This window comes from Tepidiforma sp. (genome assembly GCF_026419595.1).
Lineage (GTDB): Bacteria > Chloroflexota > Dehalococcoidia > Tepidiformales > Tepidiformaceae > Tepidiforma.
In genome coordinates this window covers 48,063-72,771 of the sequence record NZ_JANZZD010000004.1, presented here as the reverse complement: position 1 = coordinate 72,771, position 24,709 = coordinate 48,063, and the positions used below count along the sequence as shown (strand labels likewise).

Here is a 24,709-nt window from a genome sequence, read left to right as displayed (position 1 = left end):
GGCGCGGGACAGGGACGGGCCGCCTGCCGTCAGCGGCGGCGGGCGACGGCGATGAGGGTCAGCCCCGCGGAGAGGCTGAGGACGACGATCGCGGCGGCGCCGAGGAGGCCGGCGAACGCGCTTTCGCGGCCGGTGCCGGTGCCGGTGTTCGGCGGCAGCGGCACGCCGAGCGAGGCGGCGGGAGCCGGCGGCGCGCCGGTGGCGGAGGAGGCGCCGGGCGGTGCGGGCTCGGCCGGTGCCGGGGCGGGCGTCTGCGGGGCCGGGGACGGCGCCGGCGGAGCCGCGGGCGGGTTGGCCTGCTGCGCGGGCGGCTGCGGGCTGGCTGGCGGAGCCGGCGGCGGTTCGATGGGGAGTTCGTAGCAGCCGACCATGCAGGGCGGGTTCCACTCCCGGATGTTGACGAACGTGAGCGTCACGACGTCGCCGGCCTTGCGGGGGCTGGCGGGCTGGGACGGCGTGACGGCGACCCAGCCGGACTGGAGCGTTTCGGTCACGGTGTAGCTGCAGCCGGGCACGTGGGGCACGGCGAACTTCACGCTGCCGCCGGCGCCGGTGGCGGCGGTGCGGGGCTCGATGCCGCAGCCGCTGACGGTGAACTGCCAGCCGACGCCGGGCCGTTCGATGCCGAGCACGCTCTCGGTCTTCTCGACGACGATGACGTCGGGAATTTCGGGTTCTTCCGGGTCGAGCGGGTCTTCGGGGTCGATGTCGACGGGGTCGTCGCGGTCATCGAGGCGTTCGTTGTAGAAGCAGACGGCGACGTGCTCGCCGGTGCCGGGCTGGGCCTCGGCGGTGACGTCGACGGCTGCGAGCGTCACGGGGGCGGTGTTGCCCTCGAAGGCCGGCTCTCCGGGGCAGGTGTCGCCGAGACGCGACGGCTTGCCGTAGGCCCAGCCGAGGATGCGGTAGCCGGGCCGGGCCTGTTCGACGACCTTGTAGCTGCCGGCGGAGAGGCTGGAGGACTGGCCGGGCCGCTGCTGGGTGAAGCCGAGGAGCTCGGGCTCGCTGGCGGCACCCCAGACCTCGGCGGTGAATTCGGTGTCGTCCGAGGGGTCGCCGACGACGACCTTGGCGACGGTGATGGCGCCGCGGTCTGGCGGGTCGATGGGCGTGGTGTCCTTCCGGTTGTTGAAGAAGCAGATGGCGACGACCTGGTCGGCTTCGAGGGTGAAGCGGACCGGCTGCTCGTCGGATTGTTCGCGGGTGGGGCAGTAGACGTTGCCCTGCGGGTCGTGCTTCGCCCAGGCCCAGCCGAGGAGGCTGTAGCCCGGCAGCGTGATGTGTTCGGAGATCTCCCAGCAGCCGGCGGGGAGGCGGACGCTCCCGGGCGCGGGCTGGCTGAAGGGCACGCCGATGGCCGGCCCGGCGGGGCCTTCCTGTTCGGAGCAAGGTGTGAGGACGGCGGCGAAGGTGGCGGTATCGCCGGGGAAGCCGGGGATGACCTTTCCGACGAGGACGCGGCCTTCGTTCGCGACGGTCTTGCACTGGACGGTCACGGTCGCGGTGGCGGTGCCGCCGCCGCCCGCGGTAGGCTCCTCGGTCTCGCCTTCCCAGTAGATCCAGGCGTATTTGACGAACAGTTCGTGGGAGCCGCAGACATCGGGGTTTCGCGGGACCAGCGCCGTGATGGGGATTTCGTAGACGGCACCTGGCACATCGGGGTCGAGGAGGGCCCAGACCTCGCAGTCGTAATCGGCCGGCGAGCTGAGGCCGCAGGAGCGGTCCCAGCCGGAGAAGTCGGGCGGGTCGTGGGTGAGCGCATCCGGGAGGTAGAGGTCGGCCTGGACGAGCAGTGCGCCGCCCGTTTCCATGGGGTCCGGCCCCTGGATGTCGATGGTCACGACCCACTGGAAGGTGTCGCCGACGCCGACGGAGGAGGACGACGGCGCGGCGGAGACGGCCACGGTGGGCGTGCCCTCGGCGCGGCCGGGCTGGCTGAACAGGAGCCAGGCGGAGAGGACGGCGAAGAGGGCAAGGACCGCTGCGGCGGCGAGGCGGCGCGGGAGGGCTGGAAGGAGCGACGGGGGCGACATGGAAGGGGCGGCTCCGAAGCGGGTGTGGCGCACCGGAGGTCAGCGCGGGCGCGCGCTTGATGGGCAATCCGGTAACGCCCAAGGGAAAATTCGGAGGTCCGGCGGCGGAGAGAAGGGCAGGGCGCGCGACTGGCGCCGGGCGATGACAGTTCGTGACGGCGCCGTCCGCAAAGGATGGGGTGCGGCCGCGGGTTGCGGGCCGGGCCGGGATGGGCGAACCTGCGGAAGATGCCCGGCCGAGGTGCGCACTGGCGACGGGGAGCGCTCGCCGCGCTGGCGGCGCTCGGGCTGCTGACGGCCGCCGGGTGTTCGGCGGGTGCCGACGGGACGGCGGAGATCACGACGCGGATGGTGACGCCGGCGGGGCCGTCGCCGACGCCGACGCTGCCGCCGGGGGTATCGCCGACGCCGCTCGTGCCGCCGGAGCTGATCGTCTCGACGCTCGAGGTGTACCAGGCGGGCGCGGTGCTCGTTTCGGTGACGGGGGACGTCATCGGCGGGCAGGTGGAGTTCCTCGGGCGGAAGTATCCGCTGACGAAGGGGAGCCAGAGCCAGTACACGTTCGTGCCCGTGGATTCGGAGGACCCGCCGGGGCCGCACCGGCTGACGGTCGACGTGCGGATGCCGAACGGGACGCGGGGGACGCTGGAAGCGACGGTGACGGTGCTGGCGACCCCGTGGACGGTCGACTACCTGGAGTTCACGGACGAGCAGACGGCGACACTGCTCGACCCGCAGGTCGTGGCGGACGAACTGGCGCTCTTGAAGAGCATCTACGTGAAGGTGACGCCGGTGAAGCTCTGGAACGGGCCGTGGCTCATCCCGACGCAGGGGGCGCTGACGGCCCGGTTCGGCGAGCAGCGGTCTATCAACGGGGCGCCGCCGAGCGGCCACCACGGCGGCACGGACATCGGCGCGGAAGAAGGGACGCCGGTGGTGGCGACGAACTCCGGCACGGTGGTGCTGGCGCGGGAGCTGAAGGTGCGCGGGAACATGGTGATCATCGACCACGGGGGCGGGCTGTACTCGGGCTACGCACACCTGAGCTCGATCGCGGTGGCAGAGGGCGACCACGTGGAGGCGGGACAGCTCATCGGGGCGGTAGGGAATACGGGGCTTTCGACGGGCGCCCACCTGCACTGGGAGATGGCGGCGCACGGCATCCTGCTCGATGCGCTCCGGTTCACGGACGGGACGAACGGGTTCTGAGGCGGCGGGCCGGGCTCAGGATTCGAGGAATTCGCGGACGGCGCGGGCGAAGGCCTCCGGCTGGTGGAGCGGCACCTGGTGGCCGGCGTCGGGGATTTCGACGAGGCGGCCGTTGGGCAGCCGGCGAACCATCTCCTCGGCGATTTCGCGGGAGAGGATCTTGCTCTTCTCGGCCCGGATGACGAGGGTCGGGCAGGTGATGTGCTCGAGGCTCTCCCAGAGGTAGGGGATCTCGGCGATGGCGCCGCGGCCGGTGGCCTGGTGGATGGCGGGGTCGAAGCGGAAGACGAGGTTGCCGGTGGCCTCGTCGAGCTGGAGCGAGGCGTAGACCTGGCGGAGGAGGAAGTCGCGGTCGCGGCCGGGGTAGAGCTGCGCGAAGTGTTCGATGGCCTCGGCCTCGGTGGCGAAGCCGGGAGCTTTCTGGGCTTCGCCGGTGGAGCGGCGGATGCCGCGGGCGCCCTGGTCGGCCATCTGGGGCCCCATATCGGCGAGGACGAGGTGCTTCAGCCGGTGGGAGTGGTCGCGGGCGTACGACATCGCGATGCGGCTGCCGATGGAGTGGGCGACGAGGTCGAAGGCTTCGAGGTCCATCTCTTCGGCGAAGCCGCGGAGGTCCATGGCGAAGGCCCAGACGAGGTAGCCGCCGGGGGCGTGCTCGCTTTCGCCGTGGCCGCGGAGGTCCGGCGCGTAGACGCACCAGCGGTCGACGAAGCGTTCGGCGATGTGCTCCCAGTAGCGGGCGTTGTTCATGAGGCCGTGGAGGAGCACGAGGGGTTCGTTTTCGACGCTGCCCCAGCGGATGTAGTGGTGCCGGAGGCCGTGGATGGTGAGGTAGCCGTCTTCGCCGTGGAGGGCCGGTTGGGTGGTCACGAGGAGTGAGTATACGGAGGGGGCGGCTTTCGGTGGTGAGCGGGCGGGTTGCGGGCGAGGGCGCGGGGTGGTTCGCTAACGGCGTGGCTGCCGAAGATGCGAACGCGGGCGCAGCGCCGGAGGTGCGCGGGGTCGCCGGGTACGAATCGCCGTACCCGTACCTCGACCGGCTGCAGGAGAAGATGGAGGAGCGGCTGGCGCGGCGCGTGCCGGCGACGGGCCGGTTCTGCGGCTACTGCTACGCGCGGCTGCGGGCGGAGGATACGGTCTGTCCGTTCTGCGGGACGGCGACGGCCGAGCGGCCGACGGTGACGGAGATCCCGCAGGAGGTGCTGCGGCTCTACCTGGTCAAGCAGAAGACGGAGACGCGGTGGGTGCACGGGGGCGCGTTCTTCGGGCTCATCCTCGCCTCCGCGCTGTTCCTGTGGATGGTGATCTGGGGGCCGGGGCTGCTGGGGCACCCGGCGCTGGCGTTCGCGGTGCTGCTGCTCGGCGGCTACGTGCTGGCGCAGCTGTTCGGCACGCTCATCGGGGCGCAGATCGGCTACCGGAAGGGGGCGCGGAAGCGGGACGAGCTCTGGGCGGCGTACCTGGCGGCGCGGGACGGCGCCAGTCAGGCGAGCGCGCCGAGGAGCGCTTCGAGCTGACGGCCGAAGGCGCGCCGGGCGGCTTCGAGGCGGTCCGGCGGGCAGCCGCCGATGGTGACGCGGACGGAGCCGCCGACGCGGACGTCGAGGCTGGCGATGGCGGCGATGCGGAGCGGGCCTTCGAGGCCGAGGACGTCGAATTCGATCTCTTCGCCGTGGACGGCCCCGGCGGCGCCGATGGGGCGGGCGACGGCGCGGAGGGTGACGCTGCCGGCCTCCCAGGCGCGGACGATGTGCCAGTCCCAGGTGTCGGCGGCGCGGTGCTCTTCGGCGCAGGCGTGGACGGGCGGCGGTTCGCAGCCGAGGAGTTCGCCGAGCAGCCCGAGGACTTCGCGCTCGAAGACGCGCTCGGCGTGGAGCCGGCGGCGGGCCTCGGCGGAGAGGTGGGGCGGCAGGATGATGACGAACTCCTCGGCCACGGGACGAACCTCCGGTGGGAACCTCAGCGGGCGCTGGAGAGGGCGCCGGTGAGCTCGGCCATGAGCTGGAGGACGCGCGGGTCGCGGTTGCCGATGAGGAGGGTGCCGACGCCGGCGTCTTCCCAGGCTTTGTAGCGCTCGCGGATGCGCTCGACGGGGCCGACGAGGGCCATCTCGTCGGCGAGCTCATCGGGGACCGCAGCCTCGGCCTCGGCTTTGCGGCCGGCGAGGTAGAGCTCCTGGATGCGGGCCGCGGCCTCGCCGTAGCCGTAGCGGTGCATGAGTTCGTTGTAGAAGTTCTTCTGGCGGGCGCCCATGCCGCCGACGTAGAGGGCGATGCCGGGCTTGGTGGCGGCGAGGCCGGCCTTCACGTCCTCGGTGATGATGACGCTGCAGGTGGCGACGATGTCGAAGTCCTTCCACGACTTGCCGTTGCCGGCGCGGGCGAAGCCGGCTTCGAGGTCGGGCTTGAAGACGTCCATGCGGTAGGGGGTGAAGAAGGCGGGGATCCAGCCGTCGGCGATCTCGGCGGTGAGGCGGATGTTGTTGGGGCCGAGGGTGGCGAGGTAGATGGGCATGTTGCGCCCGTGGAGGATGCTCTTCAGGGGCTTGCCGAGGCCGGTGGCGCCGGGGCCGGTGTAGGGGAGGTTGTACTCCTTGCCGTGGAATTCGACGGGCTCATCGCGGGCCCAGATTTTGCGGAGGATGGCGACGTACTCGCGGAGGCGCGCCGCGGGGTTGCCGTAGGGCTGGCCGTGCCAGCCTTCGACGACCTGGGGGCCGGAGAGGCCGAGGCCGACGAGCATGCGGCCGCCGGAGAGGGCGTCGAGCGTCATGCTCGTCATCGCGGTCATGGCCGGGGTGCGGGCCGGGATTTGCATGATGGCGGTGCCGAGCTTGATGCGCTTCGTGAGGGCGGCGAGGTAGGCGAGCGGGGTGACGGCGTCGGAGCCATAGGCTTCCGCGGTCCAGACGGAATCCCAGCCGAGGCGTTCAGCTTCGAGGACAGATTCGACGGGCAGCTCCATGCGGGCGCCGGAGTAGCCGAGGTAGAGGCCGAGCTTCATGGTCGTGCTCCAGGTGCAGGGGTCGGGGGATAGCGTAGCGTCCCGGGGCGCGCCTGTGCAGGAGCGGCGTGCGGCTCAGCGGGCGGTGATGCGCTCGAGGGAGCCGGCCTGGTCGCGGACGATGTAGAGCTCGCCGGCGTCGTCTTCGCCGAAGGAGGAGATGCCGGTGGGGAAATCGGCCAGGCGGGTGACCTGGAGCTGGCTGCCCTGCCAGCGGAGGGCCCAGGCGCTGCCGGTGCAGTAGTCGGCCACGAGGTAGGCGCCGCGGAGGGCGGAGAAGGCCTGGCCGCGGTAGACGTAGCCGCCGGTGACAGAGCAGCCGTCGTCGTGGGTGTAGTCGAAAACGGGGAGGGTGAGGCCGGTGCGGTCGCAGCCCTGGGCGGGCCGGTAGCAGATGGTGCCTTCCATGATGCTCCAGCCGTAGTTCTGGCCGCCGGGGGCGCCGGCGGGCTGGAAGTTCACCTCTTCGCGGGCGTTCTGGCCGACGTCGGCGATCCAGAGGTCGCCGGTTGCGCGGTCGAAGCTGAAGCGCCACGGGTTGCGGAGGCCGTAGGCCCAGATTTCGGGGCGGGCGCCTTCGCGGGCGGCGAAGGGGTTATCGGCGGGGATGGCGTAGGCGCGGCCGGCTGCGGGCGGGGCATCGACGTCGATGCGGAGGATGGAGCCGAGGGGGTTGCCGAGGTCCTGCCCGGCGCGGAGGGGGTCGCCGGCGCCGCCGCCGTCGCCGAGGGCGATGTAGAGGTAGCCATCGGGGCCGAAGGCGAGCATGCCGCCGTTGTGGTTGCTGTACTGGTCATCGATGGCGAAGAGGACGCGGCCGGTGGCGGGGTCGGCGCGGTCGGGGTCGCCGGGCGCGACACGGAACTCGGCGAGGGTGTTCGCGCCGCCGTTGGCGGCGGTGTAGTAGACGAAGAAGCGGCCGTTGGCGGCGTAGTCGGGGTGGAAGGCGAGGCCGAGGAGGCCCTGCTCGTTGCCGCTCGAGGTGACGCGGGAGCGGATATCGAGGAACGGCTGGGCGGCGGCCTGCCCGTTGCGGACGATGCGGATGGTGCCGCGCTTTTCGACGACGAAGAGACGGCCGCTGCCGTCGCCGGCGCCAGTGACGAAGGTGGGGCGCTCGAAGCCGCCGGCGACGCGCTCGAAGGCGATGGACGGGAGGGCGGGGAGCTCGCTCCCGGGCGCCGGGGGCGAGGTGGGCGTGGCGGCGGGCGGCGGCGTGGGGGAGGGGGCGGGGGAATCGCCGGTGCCATCGCAGGCGACGCCGACGACCCAGATCACGAAGGGGAGGATGCCGATGGAGAGGGCTCGCACCGGGGCATGGTGGCACACGGGATGGTTAGGCGGGGAGAAAGGGGCCATCGACGGGACCAATGCGGGCATCGAGGGGATTTCGCGCACGGGGCATGCGGATTCGCCATACTGTGGCCGGCGCCCGGTTTGGCGCGGAGGGGACGCGCGTGGAGTTCGACACGCTGCTTTCGGCGCGGGCCCTCATGGGCCTCTCACTGGTCTTCCATACGTTTTTCACGCCGCTCGGCATCGGCCTGCCGCTCCTCTTGTTCGTGGCGGAGGGGATGGCGCTCTGGAAGAAGGATGAGCGGTACCGTCAGCTGGCCCGGGCGTGGACGCCGGTGGTGGGGCTGCTGTTCGCCGTCGGGGCCGTCTCTGGGACGGTGCTGTCGTTCGAGCTGGGGCTGCTGTGGCCGCGGTTCATGGAGTATGCGGGGGGCATCATCGGGATGCCGTTCTCGCTGGAGGGGTTCGCGTTTTTCACGGAGGCGATCTTCCTCGCGATTTACATCTACGGCTGGAACCGGATGTCGGCCTTCGCGCACTGGCTGGTCACGATTCCGATCGCGATCAGCTCGGCGATTTCGGCGGTGTTCGTCATCTCGGCGAACGCGTGGATGAACACGCCGGAGGGGTTCCGCGTGGTGGACGGGCAGGTCGTCGACGTCGACCCGTGGGATGCGATGTTCAACGCGGCGTGGCTGCACGAGGCGATCCACGGGACGCTGGCGTCGTACGTGGTGACGGGGTTTTCGGTGGCGGCGGTGTACGCGTGGCTGCTCTGGCGGAAGAAGCCGGCGGTGAATGCGAAGCTGGGGCTGCAGCTGGCGATGGCGGTGGCGGCTGTTTCGATTCCGCTGCAGATCATCGCGGGGGATTTCGCGGCGAAGCGGGTGGCGGAGCTGCAGCCGGTGAAGTTCGCGGCGATGGAGGGCCAGTACGAGACGCAGCGGGGCGCGCCGCTCCGCATCGGCGGCCTCCCGATGGACGGCGAGACGAAGTACGCCATCGAGATCCCGAAGATGCTGAGCTGGCTGGGGTACGGCGACCTGAACGCGGAGGTGCTGGGGCTGAACGACGTGCCGCCGGAGGACCGGCCGAACGAGCTGCTGGTGCACCTCTCCTTCCAGGTGATGGTGGGCGCGGGCTTCGCGCTGCTGTTCATCGCGGCGTGGTACTGGGGTGCATGGTGGCGGCGCCGGCAGGAGGCGGGGAGCTGGCTGCCGGGCCGGGCGTTGAGCCTTGCGCTCGTGGCGAGCGGGTTCCTCTCGTTCGCGGCGCTGCAGGCGGGCTGGTTCGTGACCGAGTTCGGGCGGCAGCCGTGGGTGGTGTACGGCTACCTGCGCACCTCGGAGGGGGTGACGGAGCGGGACGGCATCCTGGTGTTCTTCATCCTGTTCACGCTGCTGTACATCGTGATCTCGATTGCGCTGATCGTGGCGCTGCTGAAGTGGCCGCACGGGCCGCGGCAGCCGGCGCGGCTGCCCGGCGCAGCGGGGAAGGAGGCCGAGGGTGTCGCCTGAGCTGGCAGCGGCGGGCATCGCGCTCGTTGCGGTGATGATGTACGCGATGTTCGGGGGCGCCGATTTCGGCGGCGGCATCTGGTCGCTGCTGGCCTCGGGGCCGCGGAAGGAGGAGCAGCGGTTGGCGCTGGAGAAGGCGATCGGGCCGGTGTGGGAAACGAACCACGTGTGGCTGATCCTGCTGGTGGTGACGCTGTTCGTGGTCTTCCCGGCGGCGTATGCGGTGATTTTCGAGGCGCTCTACGTGCCGCTGTTCATCGCGCTGCTGGGCATCGTGGCGCGGGGGGCAGCCTTCGCCTTCCGGCACTACGGGGACCGTGAGAGCCGGCTGGCGCGGCAGTCGCTGCAGTGGTTTTCGTGGGCGAGCGTGCTGACGCCGTTCACGTTCGGGCTGGTCATCGGGGCCGTGACGACGGGGCACATCGAGGTGGAGGGGACGCGGGTGCTCTCCGGGGCGTTCGCGGGCTGGCTGCGGCCGTTCGCGCTGGTGTGCGGGCTGATCGGGCTGCTGATCTGCGCGTTCCTCGCGGCGGCGTACATGGTGGCGCGGACGGAGGGCGAGCTGCGGGAGGACTTCCGGAAGCGGGCGATCGCGGCGTCGCTGGCGCTGGGCGCGGCGACGACAGCGGCGATCCCGGTGGCGGCGTGGGACGCGGACGCGTTCGCTTCGCACCTGAACGATGCGCGGGTGGTGGGCGCGATGGGGGTGACGGCGCTGCTGGGGCTCGCCGGGCTGTGGGCGCTCTGGACGCGGCGCTACCGGCTGGCGCCGCCGCTGGCCGCGGCGACGGTGGCGGGAGTGGTGGGCGCATGGGGGCTCGCGCAGGAGCCGTACCTGCTGGCGAACGCGCTGACCTACGAGGCCGCCGCGGCGGAGCGGATCACCGTCGTATCGTTCCTCGTGGCGCTGCCGATCGGGGCGCTCATCCTCGTGCCGTCGCTCTGGCTGCTCTACTGGACGTTCTCGCGGGATACGCTGCGGGGCGAAGAGATCGCGCACTGAGGCGTGGTCATTCGAGCGCGGCGAGGAAGGCGCGGACGGCGTCGGCGTAGCCTTCCGGGTCGACGTTCCACGCGCGGACATGGCCGGCGCCGGGGACGCGGACGTAGCGGACGATATCGGGCCGGGCGGCGGCGAGGCTGTCGCTCAGTTCGACGGGCACGGTCGGGTCGGCGGCGCCGTGGAAGAGGAGGACGGGGCGCTGGAGGTCGATGGCCGTGCGGCGGTAGTCGAAATCGTCCCAGTCGAAGCCGTAGCGGCGGGCGGCGATGCGGTTCGAAACGGCGAGGTAGGCAAGGGGGATGCGGCGCTGGCGGGCGCCGTGGGCGACGGTGGTGCGAAGGTCGAGCATGGGGGCTTCGAGGATGAAGCCGGCAGCCCGCGGGGCGAGGTCGGAGCGCTCCATGAAGCTGAGGCAGATGGCGCCGCCCATGGAGTAGCCGACGAGGAGGAGCCGGCGCGCGCCGAGGCCGAGGGCGAAGCGGGCGGCGGCATCGAGCTCCTCCCATTCGTCGCGGCCGTAGGTGTAGCGGCCGGCGGGGGCCGGCGGGCAGCCCTCGTCGTTGCGGTAGGTGATGGCGAGGGCGGGGAAGCCGGCTTCGGCGAGGAGCGGGAGGAGGCGGAGGGTCTCGCGGCGGTTCGCGCCTTTGCCGTGGACCATGACGGCCCAGGTATCGCGCTGGCCGGGGACGTACCATGCGGGGAATTCGCCGAGCGGGGCGTGGACGGTCACGTCTTCGAAGGGGATGCCGTGGGCGGCCTGCGGGTCTCCGGGGAAGGCGAAGGCATCGAGCCGGGCGAAGTCGCCGGGGCGCAGGCTGCCTTCGAGGGGCCTGAGCTCGCGGATGGCGGCGACGCCGTTGGATGCCACGACGGGGCCGAGCGCGGCCCGGCCGCGGGCGGCTTCGAGGAGGTAGCGGCCGGGCGCGAGGTGGGCATCGGGCGGGGCGCCGGGGGCAGGGCGGAGGGTCGCGCGGCCGGGGGCGAGGGCCGTGAGGGTGACGGTGAACGGGCCGGGGAGGCGGTCGCTGGCGGGGTCGAACGCCTGGTGGTGGAGGAGGCGGGCGAGGCCGAGGCCGGGGGCGAGCGCCAGCCCGGCCGCGGCGGCCGCGCCGGCGGCGAGGGTGCGGCTGCGCATGGTTCGATGGTAGCGGACCGGCGGGGCGAGGTCAGAACACCGCGATGGGGTTCACGGGGGAGCCGGTGCCGCCGCGGATGTGGAGCGGGGCGATGGTGAGGAGAAACTCCCAGCGGCCTTCTTCGCGGCAGGCCTGCGCGAGGGGGTCCAGGTTGGCGTTGTCGATCAGCGGCATGCCGGCGAAGACGATGGCGAGGACGTGCACCGGCCCGCCGGCCGTCGCCGCGTTATCGAACAGTTCGTAGCCGCTCGGGCGGGCGTCCATCATGTCCCAGCCGAGGAGGGCGGCATCGTGCCGCTTCAGGACGGGCACGGTATCGGCATGGAGGCCGGGCGTCGGCGGGACGCCGGGGGTGCTGCCCGGGTTCGCGGCGTAGAAGGCGGAGCGGCCGCTGTAGACGAGGACGGCGTCGCCGGGCTCGAGCGGGCTGCCCTGGGCCTCGGCGGCGGCCTCGAGCTCCTAGCCGCGGACGGGCGCATCGAGCGTGACGAACCCGGTGCCGCGGAAGCGGGGGATGTCGATGAGGACGCCGCGGGTGACGATGCCGTCCTTCCAGGCGTCGACGGCGCCGGCGCGGGCGCCGAGGGAGGTGACCTCGCTGGCCGGGCGGCCGTTGTACATCTGGCCCTGCCAGAAGATGTGGCAGAGCGCATCCACGTGGGTGGTGGCGTAGCCGTGGAAGAGGAGCCCGACGTAATCGACGGAGGCGGTGGGGCCGACGCGGAGCCAGTGCTGGGCGGGGTTCCAGTTGCCGGGGCCGCCGACGGTGTTGAGGGGGTGGGCGATGGAGACGGCGCGGCCGCTGCGCACGAGCCCGGCGGCCCGGCGGCGCTTCTCGGGGGTGATGAGGTTGATGGTGCCGGCGGAGTCGTCCGGCCCCCAGCGGCCCCAGTTCGAGCAGCGGTCGAAGTAGCCGGCGACCTCTTCGGGCGCGGGCAGCGGATGGTCGGGCATGGGAACACCTCCGGCGCGGCTTCGGCGGGGAGTGTAGCGCGGCGGGGGCGCGACAGGCGCACGCGCGCGGGGCAGAATGCGGGCCATGGCCGGGACGTTCATCGTGGAGCCGGAGCGCCGGGTGCCCGTCATCGCAGAGACGGACGTGCTGGTGGTGGGCGGGGGCGCGGCGGGCATCGCCGCGGCCGTGGCGGCGGCGCGGCAGGGCGCGCGGGCGATGCTGGTGGAGCGGTACGGCTCGCTCGGCGGGCTGGCGACGAACGGGCTGATCATCCTGCTGCTGACGCTGGACGACGGCCGGGGGCGGCAGGTGGTGGCCGGGCTCTGCCAGGAGCTGGTGGACCGGCTGGCCGCGCGGGGGGCCTGCCTCTATCCGCCCCGGGAGGAGTGGGGCTCGCCGGACCCGGCGCTGGTGGAGAAGTACCGCCGGCTCGGGCTGGTGTGGGGGAGCGGGCCGCACGTGGTGCGGTATTCGGTGGCGTACGACCCGGAGGAGTTCAAGGTGGAGGCCGACCGGCTGGTGCTCGAGGCGGGGGTCGACCTGCGGTTCCACCGGTGGGCGGTCGGCGTGCGGAAGGACGGCGACCGGGTGACGCACGTCATCTTCGAATCGAAGGCGGGCCGGGAGGCGGTCGCGTGCGGCGCGGTGATCGATGCGACGGGCGACGCCGACATCGCGGTGCTGGCGGGCGAGCCGGTGGAGCGGGAGCTCGTGCACCCGTGGCTCTGGTTCCGGACGGCGAACGTGGACGAATCGGCCGCGGAGGCCTCGCCGCAGCGGCCGGGGTACTACCGGACGGTGCACCCGGGCGGCTACCTCCACCCGTGGGGCGCGGCTGAGCGGATCGGGCGGGCGATCGACCCGGTGAACCCGGACGACCTGACGTACGCCGAGGTGGAATGCCGGCGGCTGGCGCGGGCCGAGCTCGACCGGCTGCGGGGGAAGGCAGCCGGCTTCGAACGGGCGTGGCTGGCCGGCTTCGCGGCGACGCTGGGCATCACCGAATCGCGCCGGCTGGTCGGCCGGCACCAGCTTTCGCGCGAGGAGATGGACCGGCATTTCGAGGACGCCGTGGCGGTGACGGGGCACTGGACGAAGTACGGCGCGGTGTACGAAATCCCGTGGCGGTCGCTGGCCGCGCGGGGGACGGCGAACCTCGCGGCCGCGGGGCGGTGCATCTCGGTCGACCATCGGGTGCACCATGCGACGAAGGAGATCCCGGCGTGCTTCGCGACGGGCGAGGCGGCGGGGACGGGCGCGGCGCTCGCGCTGGAGCGCGGCTGCGGGCTGGCGGATGTGGAGGTGGCGAGCCTGCAAGCCCGGCTGCGGGCGGCGGGGGCGTGGCTGCCGGGGCCGTAGCGGGGCGGGTGGCGTAGGATCGGCGGCGAAGTTCCGCGCGGGGGCGTTCGCCATGAAAGCTGTCGTCATCACCCGGCCCGGGGGGCCGGAGGTGCTCGAATACCGCGAGGTGCCGGACCCCGTCGCCGGGCCGGAGGACCTGCTCATCCGGGTGCGGGCGACGGCGCTGAACCGGGCCGACCTGCTGCAGCGGATGGGCGGCTACCCGCAGCCGGGGCCGAAGCCGGCGTTCGAAATCCCGGGGCTGGAGTACGCGGGCGAGGTGGTGGCCGCGGGCGAGCGGGTCGAAGGGTTCGCCGTGGGCGACCGCGTGATGGGGCTGCTGGCGGGCGGCGGCTACGCCGAGCTGGTGGCCACGCACCACCGGCTGGCGGTGAAGGTGCCGGAGGCGCTCTCGTGGGAGGAGGCCGGCGCGACGCCGGAGGTGTACATCACGGCGCACGATGCGCTGCTGCAGTGCGGGCTCGCGGCGGGCGAGCGGGTGCTCATCCACGCGGCCGGGAGCGGCGTCGGCGTCGCGGCGGTGCAGATCGCGAAGGTGATGGGCGCCTCGTTCGTTGCGGGGACGGCGGGGAGCGCGGAGAAGCTGGTGCGGGCAGCCGAGCTGGGCCTCGACCTCGGCATCAACTACCGGGAGCAGGATTTCGCCGAGGCAGTGCTGCAGGCGACGGACGGGAAGGGCGTCGATGTCATCCTCGACGTCATCGGGGCGGAGTACTGGGAGCGGAATCTGCGGGCGCTGGCGCCGAAGGGGCGGATGGTGATCGTGGGGCTGATGGGCGGGACGGCGGCGCAGGCGAACCTCGGCGTGCTGCTGCAGAAGCGGCTGCAGGTGCGGGGGACGACGCTGCGGGCGCGGCCGCTGGAGGAGAAGGCGCTGGCGACGCGGGCGTTCGAGAAGAGCGTGCTGCCGCACATCGCGGGCGGGCGGGTGAAGGTGGTGATCGACCGGGTGTACGCGCTGCGGGACGCGGCAGAGGCGCACGCGTACATGGCGACGAATGCGAATTTCGGCAAGATCGTGCTGGTTTCGGGGTGAAGGCGGTTGACGCGTTCGCGCGGGAGCGGCTACGGTGCAGCGTGACCGCAGCGGCTTTCGTTTTCGAATGCCGCTCGGATTCTTCAGATAGCACGAGGAGACCTGACGATGGCCGTTGACGGCACCTGGAACATCACCCTTTCGACGCCGATGGGCGACCGGCCGGCGCAGCTGACGCTGAAGACGGACGGGAACGCGCTGAGCGGGACGTTCGGCAGCGAGCGGGGCTCGCAGGAGTTCACCGGCGGCACGGTGGACGGGAACAACGTGAGCTGGAAGACGAGCTTCAGCGGGGCGATGGGCCCGATGGAGCTGACGTTCACCGGCGCGGTCGATGGGGACACCATCGGCGGGACGGTGCAGTTCGGGGCGTTCGGCTCGGGGACCTGGAAGGGCACCCGGGCGTAAACGCCGGCGGCAGCGAGGCGGGGGCGGCGCAGGCCGCCCCCGTTTTTTGGGCTTTGCGCGGTTTTTCACGAAGGTAAAGTTTTCACACAAGTTCGTCGAATTCTTGACGACGCAACTTGACGCGGGCGCAGCGCGGGTAGAATGCCGGCCAACGCCGGGCAGGGAGCAACGGGGATGCCGATCGTCGAGACGAGTTTCGGGCGGCTGGAAGGCGTGTCGCGGGCGGGCCATGCGGCCTTCCTCGGGGTGCCGTATGCGGCTGCGCCGGTGGGGCCGCTGCGCTGGAAGGCGCCGCTGCCGCCGGTGGCGTGGCCGGGGACACGGCCGGCTTCGAAGCCGGGGCCGGCGGCACGGCAGACTGGCCACCCGATCCCGGGGTTCGCGGCGAGCGGGCCGCAGAGCGAGGATTGCCTTTCGCTGAACATCTTCACCCCCGCGTGCGACAGCCGGCGGCGGCCGGTGCTGTTCTGGATCCACGGGGGCGGCTTCACGCACGGGAGCGGCTCGGAGGCGCTGTACGACGGCGGGCCGCTGGCGCGGCGGGGCGACGTGGTGGTGGTGACGATCAACTACCGGCTGGGAGCGTTCGGCTACCTGCACCCGGCGACCCGGCTGCCGGGGCGGGGGCTGGCGAACAACTGCGGCCAGCTCGACGCGATCGCGGCGCTGCGCTGGGTGCACGACCACATCGCGGCGTTCGGCGGCGACCCGCGGAACGTGACGATTTTCGGCGAATCGGCGGGCGCGGCGTCGGTCGGCACGCTGCTGGCGATGCCGGCGGCGCGCGGCCTCTTCCACAAGGCGATCCTGCAGAGCGGGACGGGCCGGGCAGCGCGCCCGGAGGAGGCGGGGCAGGTGGTGGACCGGGTGACGGAAGCGGCCGGGCTGCCCTCGGCGGAGGGGCTGCTCACGCTGGACGCGGACCGGCTGCTGGAGGCGCAGGCGAAGGTGGCGGCGACGCGCGGCTTCGGCACGATGCTCTTCGCGCCGATGGCGGACGGGGAGACGCTGCCGCAGCAGCCGCTGGAGGCGGTGGCGGCCGGCGCGGCGGCCGGCATCCCGGTGATGATCGGGACGAACCGGGACGAGGCGAAGCTGTTCTTCGCGATGCAGCAGCGGGAGCCGATGGACGACGCGGCGCTCGAGCGGGCGGCGGGCGCGCTCTTCCCGGGGGCTTCGGGAGAGCGGCTGCGGGCGGCGATTGCGGCGGTGCGCGAGGCCCGGCGGTCGCGCGGGCTGCCGGCGGAGAACCTCGACGTGCTCGATACGCTCTGGTCGGAGGGCATCTTCCGGCAGAACGCGCTGCGGCTGGCGCTGGCGCAGCGGCAGCACGAGCCGCGGACGTACGTGTACTTCTTCACCTACGCGTCGCCGGCGCGGCGGGGCGCGCTGGGCGCCTGCCACGCGCTGGAGATGCCGTTCGTCTTCGGGACGCTGGACGCGCCGGGCCAGGACCGCTTCGCGGGGACGGGGCCAGACGTGGAGCGGCTTTCGGCGAACATGATGGACGCGTGGATTGCGTTCGCGCGGAGCGGCGACCCGTCGCACGAGGGAATCGGGCGGTGGGAGGCGTACGACGCGGAGCGCCGGCCGACGATGGTGTTCGACCGGGAGAGCGGGCTGGAACGCGACCCCTACGCGGAGGAGCGGCGGGCCGCGGAATCGCTGCTCGGGGGCTGAGCGGGCGGGCCGTACGGTTCGGGGTAGTATTCGGCGGCCTCGCGGACGCGGTCGGCCATCTCCGCGCCCCAGAAGCGGCGGACCAGGTGGAGCGCCATATCGATGCCGGCGGCGACGCCGGCGGCGGTGACGATGTCGCCTTCGTCGAGGTAGCGGGCGCCTTCGACGACGGTGATGCGCGGGTTCTGGCGGAGGATGGGGATGCCGATGCGGTGGGTGATCGCGCGGCGGCCATCGAGGAGCCCGGCCGCGTCGAGGATGAGGGCGCCGGTGCAGACGGAGGCGGTGACCTCGGCGCCGGCACGGAGCCGTTCGAGGGCGGCGAGGAAGGCGGGGTTGCGGCGCTCGCGGCGGGTGCCGATGCCGCCGGGGATGATGACGACGCCGGCCGGCGGGGCATCGGCGAAGGCGCAATCCGGCAGGACGCGGAGGCCCTTGGCGCAGGTGACGGGGCCGCCGGTTTCGCTGGCGGTGTAGCAGCGGACGGCGCCGGGCTGGAGCTCTTCGACCATGGTGAAGATCTCCCAGGGGCCGGCGAGATCGAGCTCTTCGGCGCCGTCGAAGAGGAGGAAGGCGATGGTGCGGGGCATGGGGCGGGCCTCCGGCGCGGGTAGCGGGCTACGGTAGCAGGCCCGGCGGGGAAACGGAACGGCGGCTCCCCTGTCGGGGGAGCCGCCGCCGGGTGGCGAACGGAGCGCCGGGGCCTACGCGTCGAAGTAGAGTTCGAACTCGTAGGGGTGGGGGCGCATGCGGATGGGGTCGACCTCGTTTTCGTACTTGTAGGCGATCCAGGTCTCGAGGACGTCTTCGGTGAAGACGCCGCCCTTGAGGAGGAACTCGTGGTCTTCTTCGAGGGCGCGGAGCGAGCCGTCGAGCGACTGGGCGACGGTGGGGATGCTGGCGAGCTGGTCGGGGCTGAGGTCGAAGAGGTTGACCTTATCGAGGGGCTCGCCGGGATCCCATTCGTTGATGATGCCGTCGAGGCCGGCCATGAGGATGGCGGCGAAGGTGAGGTAAGGGTTGCCGGCGGGGTCCGGCGGGCGGAACTCGACGCGCTTCTGGCGCGGGTCGGGGCTGACGAGCGGGATGCGGCAGGCCGCCGAGCGGTTGCGGGCGGAGTAGACGAGGTTGACGGGCGCTTCGTAGCCGGGGACGAGGCGCTTGTAGCTGTTGGTGGTGGGCGCCGCGATGGCCATGAGGGCGCGGCCGTGGCGGATGAGGCCGGCGATGTAGTGCTTGCACATCTTGGAGATGCCGGCGTACTCCTCGCCCGCGAAGAGGTTCACCCCGTTCTTCCAGATGGAGAGGTGGGTGTGCATACCGGAGCCGTTATCGCCGTAGAGCGGCTTGGGCATGAAGGTGGCGACCTTGCCGTTCCGCTTGGCGACGTTCTTCACGATGTACTTGTAGAGGAGGGCCTTGTCGCCCATGCGGGTGAGGGTATCGAACCGCATGTCGATTTCGGCCTGGCCGGCGGTGGCGACTTCGTGGTGGTGGAGTTCGACCTGGATGCCGCACTCCTCCATGACTTCGACCATCTCGTTGCGGATGTCGGTCTGGGAGTCGTGGGGGGCGACGGGGAAGTAGCCGCCCTTCACGCGGGGGCGGTAGCCCTGGTTGAGGTCGCCGCGGAGGGTGGCCTCGGCGCTGCTGTTCCAGATGCCTTCGTCGGAGTCGACGATGTAGGAGGCGGTGTGCATCCGGTTGTCGAAGCGGACTTCATCGAAGATGAAGAACTCGAGCTCGGGGCCGATGTAGACGGTATCGCCGACGCCGGTCTCGCGGAGGTACTGCTCGGCCTTCTTCGCGATGTAGCGGGCATCGCGGGAGTAGGGCTGGCGGGAGACGGGGTCTTCGACGTTGGCGATGACGGAGAGGGTCGGGACCTGGATGAAGGGGTCGATGAAGGCGGTTTCCGGGTCGGGGATGAGGAGCATGTCGGACTCCTCGATCTTCTGGAAGCCGCGGACGGAGGAGCCGTCGAAGCCGTAGCCGTTCCGCCAGGGGGAGCGGTCGTAGTCGGTCCAGTCGTTCAGTTCGCGGATGGGGCGGGTGATGTGCTGCCACTGGCCGAACAGGTCGACGAACTTGACGTCGACGAAGCGGACGCCGTTCTGCTCGCAGTAGGCCTTGATTTCCTCTGGGGTCATCGAACTCCTCTGGCGGTGTAGTGGGCGGGTCTCCCGATTGTCGCCCGGCGGGCAGCTACGGCCACGGGCCGGGGCAGGCCGAAACGATGAAGTTCGTGTTTCGCGGGGCGCAGCCGGGAAGTCCTGCGTGCTGCCGTCAGGGTAGGGGGAGGGAGTTTCGGGGGAATTGCACCGGTGTTACGAACAGGTTTCGCGGCGCGATTCGCGGCAAGGCGGGCGCGCGCGTAGGATCCGGCGTGGTGCCCGGGCGGGCAGGGGAGTATCGATGTATCAGCGCACGGTTCTCGAGAACGGGCTGCGGGTGGTGACGGCGGAGCTGCCGCACACGCGCTCGGCGACGGTGAGCATCTACGTGGGGGCGGGGAGCCGCTACGAGCGGGACGAGGAGGCGGGGCTGTCGCACTTCCTCGAGCACATGCTCTTCAAGGGGGCCTCGCGGCGGCCGACGGCGCGGGAGATTTCGGAGGCGATCGAATCGGTCGGCGGCGTGCACAATGCGGCGACGGACCGGGAGGCGACGCTGTATTACGCGAAGGTGCCGCACACGGCGGCGATGACGGTCATCGACATCCTCGCGGATATGGTGACGGCCCCGGTGATGGACCCGGCGGAGCTGGAGAAGGAGCGGGCGGTGATCCTCGAGGAGCTGGCGGGCATCGAGGACAGCCCGGCGGAGATGAGCGCGATCCTCGCGGACGAGACGCTCTGGCCGGGGCAGCCGCTGGGCCGGGAGATCGGCGGGACGCCGCAGAGCGTGCAGGCGCTGCCGCTCGAGGCGGTGGTGCAGTACTTCCGGAAGCAGTACGTGCCGGGGAACATGGTGCTGGCCGTGGCGGGGAACATCCGCCATGCGGAGGTCGCGGCGGCGGCGGAGCGGTGGCTGGGCGCCGTGCCCCCGGCAGAGCCGGGCAGCTGGTTCCCGGCGGTGCCGCGGGGCGAGACGCCGCGCCTCCGGGTGCGGGAGAAGCAGACGGAGCAGGCGCACCTCTGTTTCGGCTTCCCGGGCGTGCCGCTCGACAGCGAGGAGCGGTTCGCGGTCAGCCTGCTGAACATGCTGCTGGGCGAAGGGATGTCGAGCCGGCTCTTCCTCGAGCTGCGGGAGGAGCGGGCGCTCGTCTACGACATCCACAGCTACACGAGCGAGTACCGGGACGCCGGTTCGCTGACGATTTACGCGGGGTGCGACCCGGAGAACGCGCGGGTGACGGCGGAGGCGACGCTGGAGGAGGCGCAGAAGCTGCTCGCCGGGATTTCGCCGGAGGAGCTGCAGAAAGCGAAGGAGATGGCGAAGGGGCGCATCCAGCTGCGGATGGAGGATACGCGGGCGGTGGCGGGCTGGCTCGGCTCGCAGGAGCTGCTGCGGGGGCGCATCCTGACGGTGGACGAGGCGGTGGCCCGGTTCGACGCGGTGACGGCGGACGAGCTGCTCGAGGCGGGCCGGCGGGTGCTGGACCCGGCGCAGGCGGTGCTGGCGGCCGTGGGGCCGCTCGATGAGGGGACGTTCGCCGGCATCCTCGATTGAGGCGTGTCGACGCGGGCCGGCCGGGGCAGCAAGATAGCCGGGTGACGCAGGCGTTCTTCGGCAAGCCGCAGGCGACGTTCACGCCGGGCGGGGCGCATGTCGCGGTCTACCTCGTGCCGGTGTTCGAGGGGCGGCTGACGGTGTTCGAGGTCGAGGCGCCGGGGCTGCGGGGCCGCTGGCTGCCGTGGACGGTGATGGGCTACGGCGAGAACCCGTACGAGACGGCGGCGGCGCTGGCGGACGACTGGTGCGACGGCGCGGTGGCGGCGCTGGAGATCGCGGACGCGCTCTCGTTCCCCTTCGACGCGGACGGCTGGGAGCTGGCGCTCGTCTACCGGGCGGAGCTGACGGCGCTGCCGGCGGGCGATGCCCACCGGCGGCCGGTGCAGTACCCGCCGGGCGAGGCGGACGCGATCGGGCCGTTCGACCCGGTGGACCTGGTGCGGTGGGTGGAGGCGGGGGGCGGGAACCGGGAGACGGGAACTGGGAGACGGGAGGCGGGAGGAGGGAACCGGGAACCGGGAGGAGGGAGGAGGGAGGAGGGGGGAGGGAGCCCGGAGGGGCCGCTGGTGTTCTGAGCCGGGGCGGAGCGCCGTCAGAAGGGTTTGAAGACGGCGAGCCAGGCGAGGAGGGGGACGCTGAGGACGAGGATGGTGCCGAAGACGATGGGCACGCGGTCTTCGAGGACGGTGCGGAGTTCTTCGGTTTCTTCGCCCTTTTTCTGGGCGACGAGGGCGGCGAGGCGGGCCCGGCGGAGGCCGAAGCCGAGCAGGGGCAGGCAGACGAAGTAGAAGAAGATGTAGAGCAGGGTGAGGACGCCGAGCCAGGCGTCTTTGAGGAAGTTGTACTCGGCGGCGACGGCCCAGAAGAAGCCGGTGATGCCGCTCGCCATGGCGCCGGGGAGGAGGACGCGGGTCTCGTTGTTGGCGGCTTCGATGAGGAGGGTGGCGCGGTAGCGAAGGTCCTTCGTGGCCCAGGCGCGGAGGATGAGGGGGTAGGTGGCGCCGAGCCCGGCGCCGAGCCAGATGAGGGAGAGGACGTGGACGATGCGCCACCAGTCCAACGGGGGCCTCCGGACGTGCGAGGGGTGCGAAGCGGGCGGGCTTCGCACCCCAGACTAGGCAGCGGCGGCGGCTCGGTCGAGTCTCAGACGGCGGCGGGCTGGAGGAGTTCGACGGCGCCGAGGACGACGCGGGCGGCGGCCTCCGGTTCGAGCCGGTCGGTGTTGACGACGAGGTCGTAGCTGGCGGGGCTGAGCCATTCGGCGCCGTAGTACTCGCGGAAGTAGGCGACGCGCTCGCGGTCGGTGCGCTGGGCGACGTCGCGGGCGGTGGCTTCGTCGCAGGCCATCTGCTGCATGAGGCGGCGGACACGGGGGCCTTCGCTGCCGGCGACGAGGACGCGGAAGACATCGGGCCGCTCGTGGAGCATGAACTGGGCGCCGTGGCCGAGGAAGACGACGCGCCCGTCGGCGGCGAAGTCTTCGACGACCTGCTGGACGAGCTGACGGTAGTCGGCGGAGGTGAGGATGGGGGTGGCGCCGATGTTGACGGGTTCGCCCCACTGGACGGCGCCGGCGCCGGGGTTGCGGGCGAGGGCCTCGATGATGCGGGCGAAGAAGGAGGGCCGGCGCTGGGCCTCGGCGATGGTCTCGGGGGAGACACCGGCCTCGATGGCGGCCTCCTGGACGATGCGGTAGTCGAGCAGGCGGTAGCCGAGCTTCTCCGCGACGATGCGCGCGACTTCTTCGCCGCCGGTGCCGACCTGGCGGGCGATGGTGATGACGGAGATGGGCATGGGAACCTCCAGGGTCATTCGACGACGGTGATGTCGTCGGGCGAGGTGGCGGTGATGGTAAGGATTCCGCTGCGATCTTCAACCGTGCCGCGGACGCAGACGTCGCGGGCGGCGAAGCCGATGGCCGGGTCGCCGGGGAAGCTTGCCCGGCTGGCGGCGGGGATGATGACTTCGACGCGGAGGAGGGCATCGAGGGAGGCGCCGACGGCGAGGACGGCGTCGCCGTTCCGGTCGGCGGTGCCGAAGACGCGGCCCTGGAGTTCGACCGCTTCGCCGCGGTGGAGGCGGGCCTCGAGCGGGGCGATCGGGTTCGCGCAGGTGAAGGTGGGTTCGAAGACGACGGGCGTGGGGCTGCCGGCGGGGGTGGGACTGGCGGCGGCGGGCGTCGCGGTGGCGGCGGGGGTCTCGGCGGGGGTTTCGCCGCTGGCGGGTGTGGGCGTGGGCCCGTCATCGTCGCCCCCGCCGCAGGCGGCCAGCGCGAGGGCGCCGGCGGCGAGGCCTGCGGCGAGGAGCGCCCGCCAGCGGCGGGACCGCATCAGGACGCCACCTCCAGGACGCGGCTGCCGGGGATAGCGACGGACGGCGCGAGGGCCGGCGAGAGGCGGTGGACGGGCCAGAGGAGGGTGCCGTGGGTGAACTCGGCGGTCGAGGGGTGGAACTCGACCGGCCCGGCGAGCCCGCAATCGACGGCGATTTCGCTGCTCAGCTCGCGGATGACCGCGCGGACTTCGTCGAAGCGGACGACGCGGAGGGAGACGGCCGGCGACTCGGATGCGGCGTGCGCGGCGACGCCGGTCTGCGGATGGGGCTGGACGATGCCGTCGACAGGGAGGTGGACCTCGCAGGTGAGGTCGCCCCGGACGCGGACGAAGGGGAGGCCGACGATCCGCTCGCCGGAGATGAGGGCCCAGGAGCGGAGGCGGGTGGCCGCTTCGACGACGCGGGGGAGGCTGAACTCGGCCTCCCGGTAGACAGTGCGGCGGGGCAGGATGGTGGACGGGGAGATGGCGTACTGCATGCGCGTTCCTCCTGTGCGCGGTGGGGCCGGGCTGCGGGGCAGCCGCGGCCGGTGCGGAAGGATGAGAGGAGGCAACGCTCCTCCGAACGCCTACGGGGTTAGCTGACGGGTTCGGCGTCGGAAGTCGCCGTCCTTCCAGCCCGGAAGGATGCACCCCAGTGGGTGGGTCCCCCGTTCCCGGCGGGCGCCGGGATTCGGCGCAGCCAACGTACCACAGCCGGGCGGCTGCGGATCGATCTTGACCGGGGTTGATATGGGGTTGTAACGGGCTGGGGCCGGGCCGTTACTGCGCGGGCTGGACGCGGACGGTGAGCTCCATGCCGGCCTGGCGGTGGCCGGTGATGTCGCAGTAGATGGGGTAGTCGCCGCTCTTCGGGGCGGTCCAGGTGACTTTGCGGAGGCGGCCCTTCGGGATGACGACCTCTTCGATAGCGGCTTCGTCGGATTCGAACTCGTGGTCGCCCGAGCCGTCGTTCCGGACGTAGAAGGTGACCTTTTCGCCGGGCTGGACCGTGATGGTCTTCGGCTCGAAGTACATGGAGCCATCGGGACGGTCGCCCGCGGCGACGTCGATGCGGCGGCCTTCGCTGCCGGAGCAGGCGAGGGAGAGGGCGGCGAGGAGGACGGCGGCGGCGAGGGGGGCGAACCTGGCGAGCGGGCGGGCGATCATGCGGCGGTGACTCCGGCGGGGGATGGGGTGCGGGGCACGGGGCGGCCGGCGCGGATGAAGACGACGACCGCGATGAGCAGGTAGGCGGCGTAGGCGATGACCTGGCCGGCGAACGGGCTGGCGTCGTAGCCGAGCAGGGTGCCGAGGAAGCGGCCGGGGCCGTAGTTGTCGGGGAGGAGGGTGTAGGTGTCCCAGAGGCGGGGGCCGAGGGCGGCGATGAACCCGGCTTCGTGGAGCTCTTTGAGGGCGTTGGGGATCATGCCGGCGGCGAGGACGACGAGCGCGACCGCGGAGACATCGAAGAAGGCGCGGAGCGGGAGGCTCTTCGCGCCGCGGTAGATCGCGGCGCCGACGGCGGCGGCGAGGGCGAGGCCGGCGAACGCGCCCGTCCAGTAGAGTGCGGCGGATTCGGCGCGGCCGCTGCCGCCGAAGAGGAAGAGGGCGGTTTCGAGGCCTTCGCGGCCGACGGCGGTGAAGGCGAGGAGGCCGAGCGCGAAGCCGGTGCCGGCATCGAGGGCGCGGTCGACGCGCTGGCGGAGTTCGTGCCCGATGGTAGCCGACTGGCGGCGCATCCAGGCGAGCATCCAGGTGAGGACGGCCGCCGCGAGGAGCATGGCGAAGCCTTCGATGGCGTCCTGCCAGCGGCCGGGCAGCTCGACGGCGAGCACTTCGAGCGCGACGGCGGCGCCGAGGCTGAGGCCGCCGGCGAGCCCGGCGCCGAGCCAGACCGGGCGGGCGCTCGCGCGCGGGTCGGCCCGGCGGAGGTAGGAGAGGACGATGCCGATGATGAGGGCGGCTTCGAGGCCTTCGCGGAAGGTGATGAGGAGGGCGTAGACCATGCAGGGACCCCGGGGAAGCGGCGCGCTGCCGCGCGATGTCGTCCGTTCGAAACGTAGAAGTTAGGCATACCTAAT

At 72.1% G+C, this 24,709-nt stretch carries 25 protein-coding genes, 1 pseudogene and 1 riboswitch; of the genes and pseudogenes, 10 read left to right on the top strand and 16 right to left on the bottom strand.

Annotated features, from left to right (window positions below; translation table 11 throughout):
- Positions 1 to 29: 29 nt before the first annotated feature.
- On the bottom strand, positions 30 to 2,033 hold the full coding sequence (locus N2041_RS03500; RefSeq protein ID WP_297675857.1) for a hypothetical protein: 2,004 nt from the start codon (positions 2,031 to 2,033) through the stop codon (positions 30 to 32).
- 228 nt (positions 2,034 to 2,261) lie between these two features.
- On the opposite strand from N2041_RS03500, the gene N2041_RS03495 reads away from it, so the two are divergent.
- Positions 2,262 to 3,242 carry a M23 family metallopeptidase gene (locus N2041_RS03495; protein ID WP_297675855.1) on the top strand — a complete coding sequence of 327 codons (981 nt, stop codon included), beginning with the start codon at positions 2,262 to 2,264 and terminating at the stop codon, positions 3,240 to 3,242.
- A gap of 15 nt (positions 3,243 to 3,257) precedes the next feature.
- On the opposite strand, the gene N2041_RS03490 is transcribed toward N2041_RS03495, so the two are convergent.
- Positions 3,258 to 4,112, bottom strand: coding sequence for an alpha/beta hydrolase (locus N2041_RS03490; protein ID WP_297675853.1), 855 nt, complete (start codon positions 4,110 to 4,112; stop codon positions 3,258 to 3,260).
- 83 nt (positions 4,113 to 4,195) lie between these two features.
- Between N2041_RS03490 and N2041_RS03485 the strand changes: the two genes are divergently transcribed.
- Positions 4,196 to 4,759, top strand: coding sequence for a zinc ribbon domain-containing protein (locus tag N2041_RS03485; protein WP_297675851.1), 564 nt, complete (start codon positions 4,196 to 4,198; stop codon positions 4,757 to 4,759).
- On the opposite strand, the gene N2041_RS03480 is transcribed toward N2041_RS03485, so the two are convergent.
- The 3 genes from N2041_RS03480 to N2041_RS03470 form a co-directional block, all read right to left on the bottom strand.
- Positions 4,726 to 5,178 (bottom strand): hypothetical protein, encoded by a 453-nt coding sequence (locus N2041_RS03480; protein ID WP_297675850.1) that lies wholly within the window; start codon positions 5,176 to 5,178, stop codon positions 4,726 to 4,728. The genes N2041_RS03485 and N2041_RS03480 overlap by 34 nt on opposite strands.
- 23 nt (positions 5,179 to 5,201) lie before the next feature.
- The gene (locus N2041_RS03475) at positions 5,202 to 6,245 is read right to left on the bottom strand and encodes an LLM class F420-dependent oxidoreductase (protein ID WP_297675848.1); all 1,044 of its coding nucleotides are present in this window, start codon (positions 6,243 to 6,245) and stop codon (positions 5,202 to 5,204) included.
- Positions 6,246 to 6,320: 75 nt separating this feature from the next.
- The gene (locus N2041_RS03470) at positions 6,321 to 7,556 is read right to left on the bottom strand and encodes a PQQ-dependent sugar dehydrogenase (RefSeq protein WP_297675846.1); all 1,236 of its coding nucleotides are present in this window, start codon (positions 7,554 to 7,556) and stop codon (positions 6,321 to 6,323) included.
- 146 nt (positions 7,557 to 7,702) lie between these two features.
- Between N2041_RS03470 and N2041_RS03465 the strand changes: the two genes are divergently transcribed.
- Both N2041_RS03465 and N2041_RS03460 read left to right on the top strand, forming a co-directional pair.
- On the top strand, positions 7,703 to 9,058 hold the full coding sequence (locus N2041_RS03465) for a cytochrome ubiquinol oxidase subunit I (RefSeq protein WP_297675844.1): 1,356 nt from the start codon (positions 7,703 to 7,705) through the stop codon (positions 9,056 to 9,058).
- Entirely contained in the window at positions 9,048 to 10,061 is a 1,014-nt protein-coding gene (locus N2041_RS03460) for a cytochrome d ubiquinol oxidase subunit II (protein ID WP_297675842.1), read from the top strand. The genes N2041_RS03465 and N2041_RS03460 overlap by 11 nt, the downstream gene beginning before the upstream one ends.
- Before the next feature lie 7 nt (positions 10,062 to 10,068).
- Here the strand turns inward: N2041_RS03460 and N2041_RS03455 are convergent, their stop codons facing one another.
- From N2041_RS03455 to N2041_RS03445, 3 genes and pseudogenes are all read right to left on the bottom strand, one after another.
- On the bottom strand, positions 10,069 to 11,196 hold the full coding sequence (locus N2041_RS03455) for a hypothetical protein (protein ID WP_297675840.1): 1,128 nt from the start codon (positions 11,194 to 11,196) through the stop codon (positions 10,069 to 10,071).
- A gap of 31 nt (positions 11,197 to 11,227) precedes the next feature.
- Positions 11,228 to 11,644 (bottom strand): annotated as a pseudogene (locus tag N2041_RS03450) (cyclase family protein); the annotation flags it as partial.
- Positions 11,645 to 11,656: 12 nt separating this feature from the next.
- Entirely contained in the window at positions 11,657 to 12,151 is a 495-nt protein-coding gene (locus tag N2041_RS03445; RefSeq protein WP_297675838.1) for a hypothetical protein, read from the bottom strand.
- A gap of 85 nt (positions 12,152 to 12,236) precedes the next feature.
- Between N2041_RS03445 and N2041_RS03440 the strand changes: the two genes are divergently transcribed.
- The 4 genes from N2041_RS03440 (at position 12,237) to N2041_RS03425 (ending at position 16,638) form a co-directional block, all read left to right on the top strand.
- Positions 12,237 to 13,511: an FAD-dependent oxidoreductase gene (locus N2041_RS03440; protein WP_297675836.1), complete on the top strand. Its 1,275-nt coding sequence runs from the start codon at positions 12,237 to 12,239 to the stop codon at positions 13,509 to 13,511.
- A 52-nt stretch (positions 13,512 to 13,563) separates the two neighbouring features.
- Positions 13,564 to 14,550, top strand: a complete 987-nt coding sequence (locus tag N2041_RS03435) for an NAD(P)H-quinone oxidoreductase (RefSeq protein WP_297675834.1) — start codon at positions 13,564 to 13,566, stop codon at positions 14,548 to 14,550.
- A gap of 108 nt (positions 14,551 to 14,658) precedes the next feature.
- Positions 14,659 to 14,958 carry a hypothetical protein gene (locus tag N2041_RS03430; RefSeq protein ID WP_297675832.1) on the top strand — a complete coding sequence of 100 codons (300 nt, stop codon included), beginning with the start codon at positions 14,659 to 14,661 and terminating at the stop codon, positions 14,956 to 14,958.
- Positions 14,959 to 15,132: 174 nt separating this feature from the next.
- Positions 15,133 to 16,638, top strand: coding sequence for a carboxylesterase/lipase family protein (locus tag N2041_RS03425; RefSeq protein ID WP_297675830.1), 1,506 nt, complete (start codon positions 15,133 to 15,135; stop codon positions 16,636 to 16,638).
- On the opposite strand, the gene N2041_RS03420 is transcribed toward N2041_RS03425, so the two are convergent.
- Positions 16,593 to 17,228 (bottom strand): DJ-1/PfpI family protein, encoded by a 636-nt coding sequence (locus tag N2041_RS03420; protein ID WP_297675828.1) that lies wholly within the window; start codon positions 17,226 to 17,228, stop codon positions 16,593 to 16,595. The genes N2041_RS03425 and N2041_RS03420 overlap by 46 nt on opposite strands.
- 114 nt (positions 17,229 to 17,342) lie before the next feature.
- Positions 17,343 to 18,788 carry a type I glutamate--ammonia ligase gene (glnA, locus tag N2041_RS03415; protein WP_297675827.1) on the bottom strand — a complete coding sequence of 482 codons (1,446 nt, stop codon included), beginning with the start codon at positions 18,786 to 18,788 and terminating at the stop codon, positions 17,343 to 17,345.
- Positions 18,789 to 19,053: 265 nt separating this feature from the next.
- On the opposite strand from glnA, the gene N2041_RS03410 reads away from it, so the two are divergent.
- Positions 19,054 to 20,310 (top strand): pitrilysin family protein, encoded by a 1,257-nt coding sequence (locus N2041_RS03410; protein ID WP_297675824.1) that lies wholly within the window; start codon positions 19,054 to 19,056, stop codon positions 20,308 to 20,310.
- A 41-nt stretch (positions 20,311 to 20,351) separates the two neighbouring features.
- The gene (locus tag N2041_RS03405) at positions 20,352 to 20,888 is read left to right on the top strand and encodes a hypothetical protein (protein ID WP_297675823.1); all 537 of its coding nucleotides are present in this window, start codon (positions 20,352 to 20,354) and stop codon (positions 20,886 to 20,888) included.
- Between the two features lie 17 nt (positions 20,889 to 20,905).
- Here the strand turns inward: N2041_RS03405 and N2041_RS03400 are convergent, their stop codons facing one another.
- From N2041_RS03400 to N2041_RS03375, 6 genes are all read right to left on the bottom strand, one after another.
- On the bottom strand, positions 20,906 to 21,373 hold the full coding sequence (locus N2041_RS03400; RefSeq protein WP_297675821.1) for a DUF2269 family protein: 468 nt from the start codon (positions 21,371 to 21,373) through the stop codon (positions 20,906 to 20,908).
- Positions 21,374 to 21,456: 83 nt separating this feature from the next.
- Positions 21,457 to 22,107: an AAA family ATPase gene (locus N2041_RS03395; RefSeq protein ID WP_297675819.1), complete on the bottom strand. Its 651-nt coding sequence runs from the start codon at positions 22,105 to 22,107 to the stop codon at positions 21,457 to 21,459.
- A gap of 14 nt (positions 22,108 to 22,121) precedes the next feature.
- Positions 22,122 to 22,643, bottom strand: coding sequence for a hypothetical protein (locus N2041_RS03390; protein ID WP_297675817.1), 522 nt, complete (start codon positions 22,641 to 22,643; stop codon positions 22,122 to 22,124).
- Positions 22,643 to 23,125 (bottom strand): hypothetical protein, encoded by a 483-nt coding sequence (locus N2041_RS03385; protein WP_297675816.1) that lies wholly within the window; start codon positions 23,123 to 23,125, stop codon positions 22,643 to 22,645. The genes N2041_RS03390 and N2041_RS03385 overlap by 1 nt, the downstream gene beginning before the upstream one ends.
- Before the next feature lie 72 nt (positions 23,126 to 23,197).
- Positions 23,198 to 23,335, bottom strand: a riboswitch (cyclic di-AMP (ydaO/yuaA leader).
- Between the two features lie 73 nt (positions 23,336 to 23,408).
- On the bottom strand, positions 23,409 to 23,795 hold the full coding sequence (locus tag N2041_RS03380) for a cupredoxin domain-containing protein (RefSeq protein ID WP_297675814.1): 387 nt from the start codon (positions 23,793 to 23,795) through the stop codon (positions 23,409 to 23,411).
- Positions 23,792 to 24,634: an FTR1 family protein gene (locus tag N2041_RS03375; protein ID WP_297675812.1), complete on the bottom strand. Its 843-nt coding sequence runs from the start codon at positions 24,632 to 24,634 to the stop codon at positions 23,792 to 23,794. Before N2041_RS03375 ends, N2041_RS03380 begins: the two co-directional genes overlap by 4 nt.
- Between the last annotated feature and the right edge of the window lie 75 nt (positions 24,635 to 24,709).

Bases quoted from the DNA above. Each gene is read 5' to 3' on its own strand.
- N2041_RS03500 (WP_297675857.1), bottom strand. From the start codon at position 2,033: ATGTCGCCCCCGTCGCTCCTTCCAGCCCTCCCGCGCCGCCTCGCCGCC.
- N2041_RS03420 (WP_297675828.1), bottom strand. From the start codon at position 17,228: ATGCCCCGCACCATCGCCTTCCTCCTCTTCGACGGCGCCGAAGAGCTC.
- N2041_RS03475 (WP_297675848.1), bottom strand. From the start codon at position 6,245: ATGAAGCTCGGCCTCTACCTCGGCTACTCCGGCGCCCGCATGGAGCTG.
- N2041_RS03410 (WP_297675824.1), top strand. From the start codon at position 19,054: ATGTATCAGCGCACGGTTCTCGAGAACGGGCTGCGGGTGGTGACGGCG.
- N2041_RS03455 (WP_297675840.1), bottom strand. From the start codon at position 11,196: ATGCGCAGCCGCACCCTCGCCGCCGGCGCGGCCGCCGCGGCCGGGCTG.
- N2041_RS03395 (WP_297675819.1), bottom strand. From the start codon at position 22,107: ATGCCCATCTCCGTCATCACCATCGCCCGCCAGGTCGGCACCGGCGGC.
- N2041_RS03390 (WP_297675817.1), bottom strand. From the start codon at position 22,643: ATGCGGTCCCGCCGCTGGCGGGCGCTCCTCGCCGCAGGCCTCGCCGCC.
- N2041_RS03430 (WP_297675832.1), top strand. From the start codon at position 14,659: ATGGCCGTTGACGGCACCTGGAACATCACCCTTTCGACGCCGATGGGC.
- N2041_RS03435 (WP_297675834.1), top strand. From the start codon at position 13,564: ATGAAAGCTGTCGTCATCACCCGGCCCGGGGGGCCGGAGGTGCTCGAA.
- N2041_RS03495 (WP_297675855.1), top strand. From the start codon at position 2,262: ATGCCCGGCCGAGGTGCGCACTGGCGACGGGGAGCGCTCGCCGCGCTG.
- glnA (WP_297675827.1), bottom strand. From the start codon at position 18,788: ATGACCCCAGAGGAAATCAAGGCCTACTGCGAGCAGAACGGCGTCCGC.
- N2041_RS03385 (WP_297675816.1), bottom strand. From the start codon at position 23,125: ATGCAGTACGCCATCTCCCCGTCCACCATCCTGCCCCGCCGCACTGTC.
- N2041_RS03445 (WP_297675838.1), bottom strand. From the start codon at position 12,151: ATGCCCGACCATCCGCTGCCCGCGCCCGAAGAGGTCGCCGGCTACTTC.
- N2041_RS03425 (WP_297675830.1), top strand. From the start codon at position 15,133: ATGCCGATCGTCGAGACGAGTTTCGGGCGGCTGGAAGGCGTGTCGCGG.
- N2041_RS03375 (WP_297675812.1), bottom strand. From the start codon at position 24,634: ATGGTCTACGCCCTCCTCATCACCTTCCGCGAAGGCCTCGAAGCCGCC.
- N2041_RS03440 (WP_297675836.1), top strand. From the start codon at position 12,237: ATGGCCGGGACGTTCATCGTGGAGCCGGAGCGCCGGGTGCCCGTCATC.
- N2041_RS03380 (WP_297675814.1), bottom strand. From the start codon at position 23,795: ATGATCGCCCGCCCGCTCGCCAGGTTCGCCCCCCTCGCCGCCGCCGTC.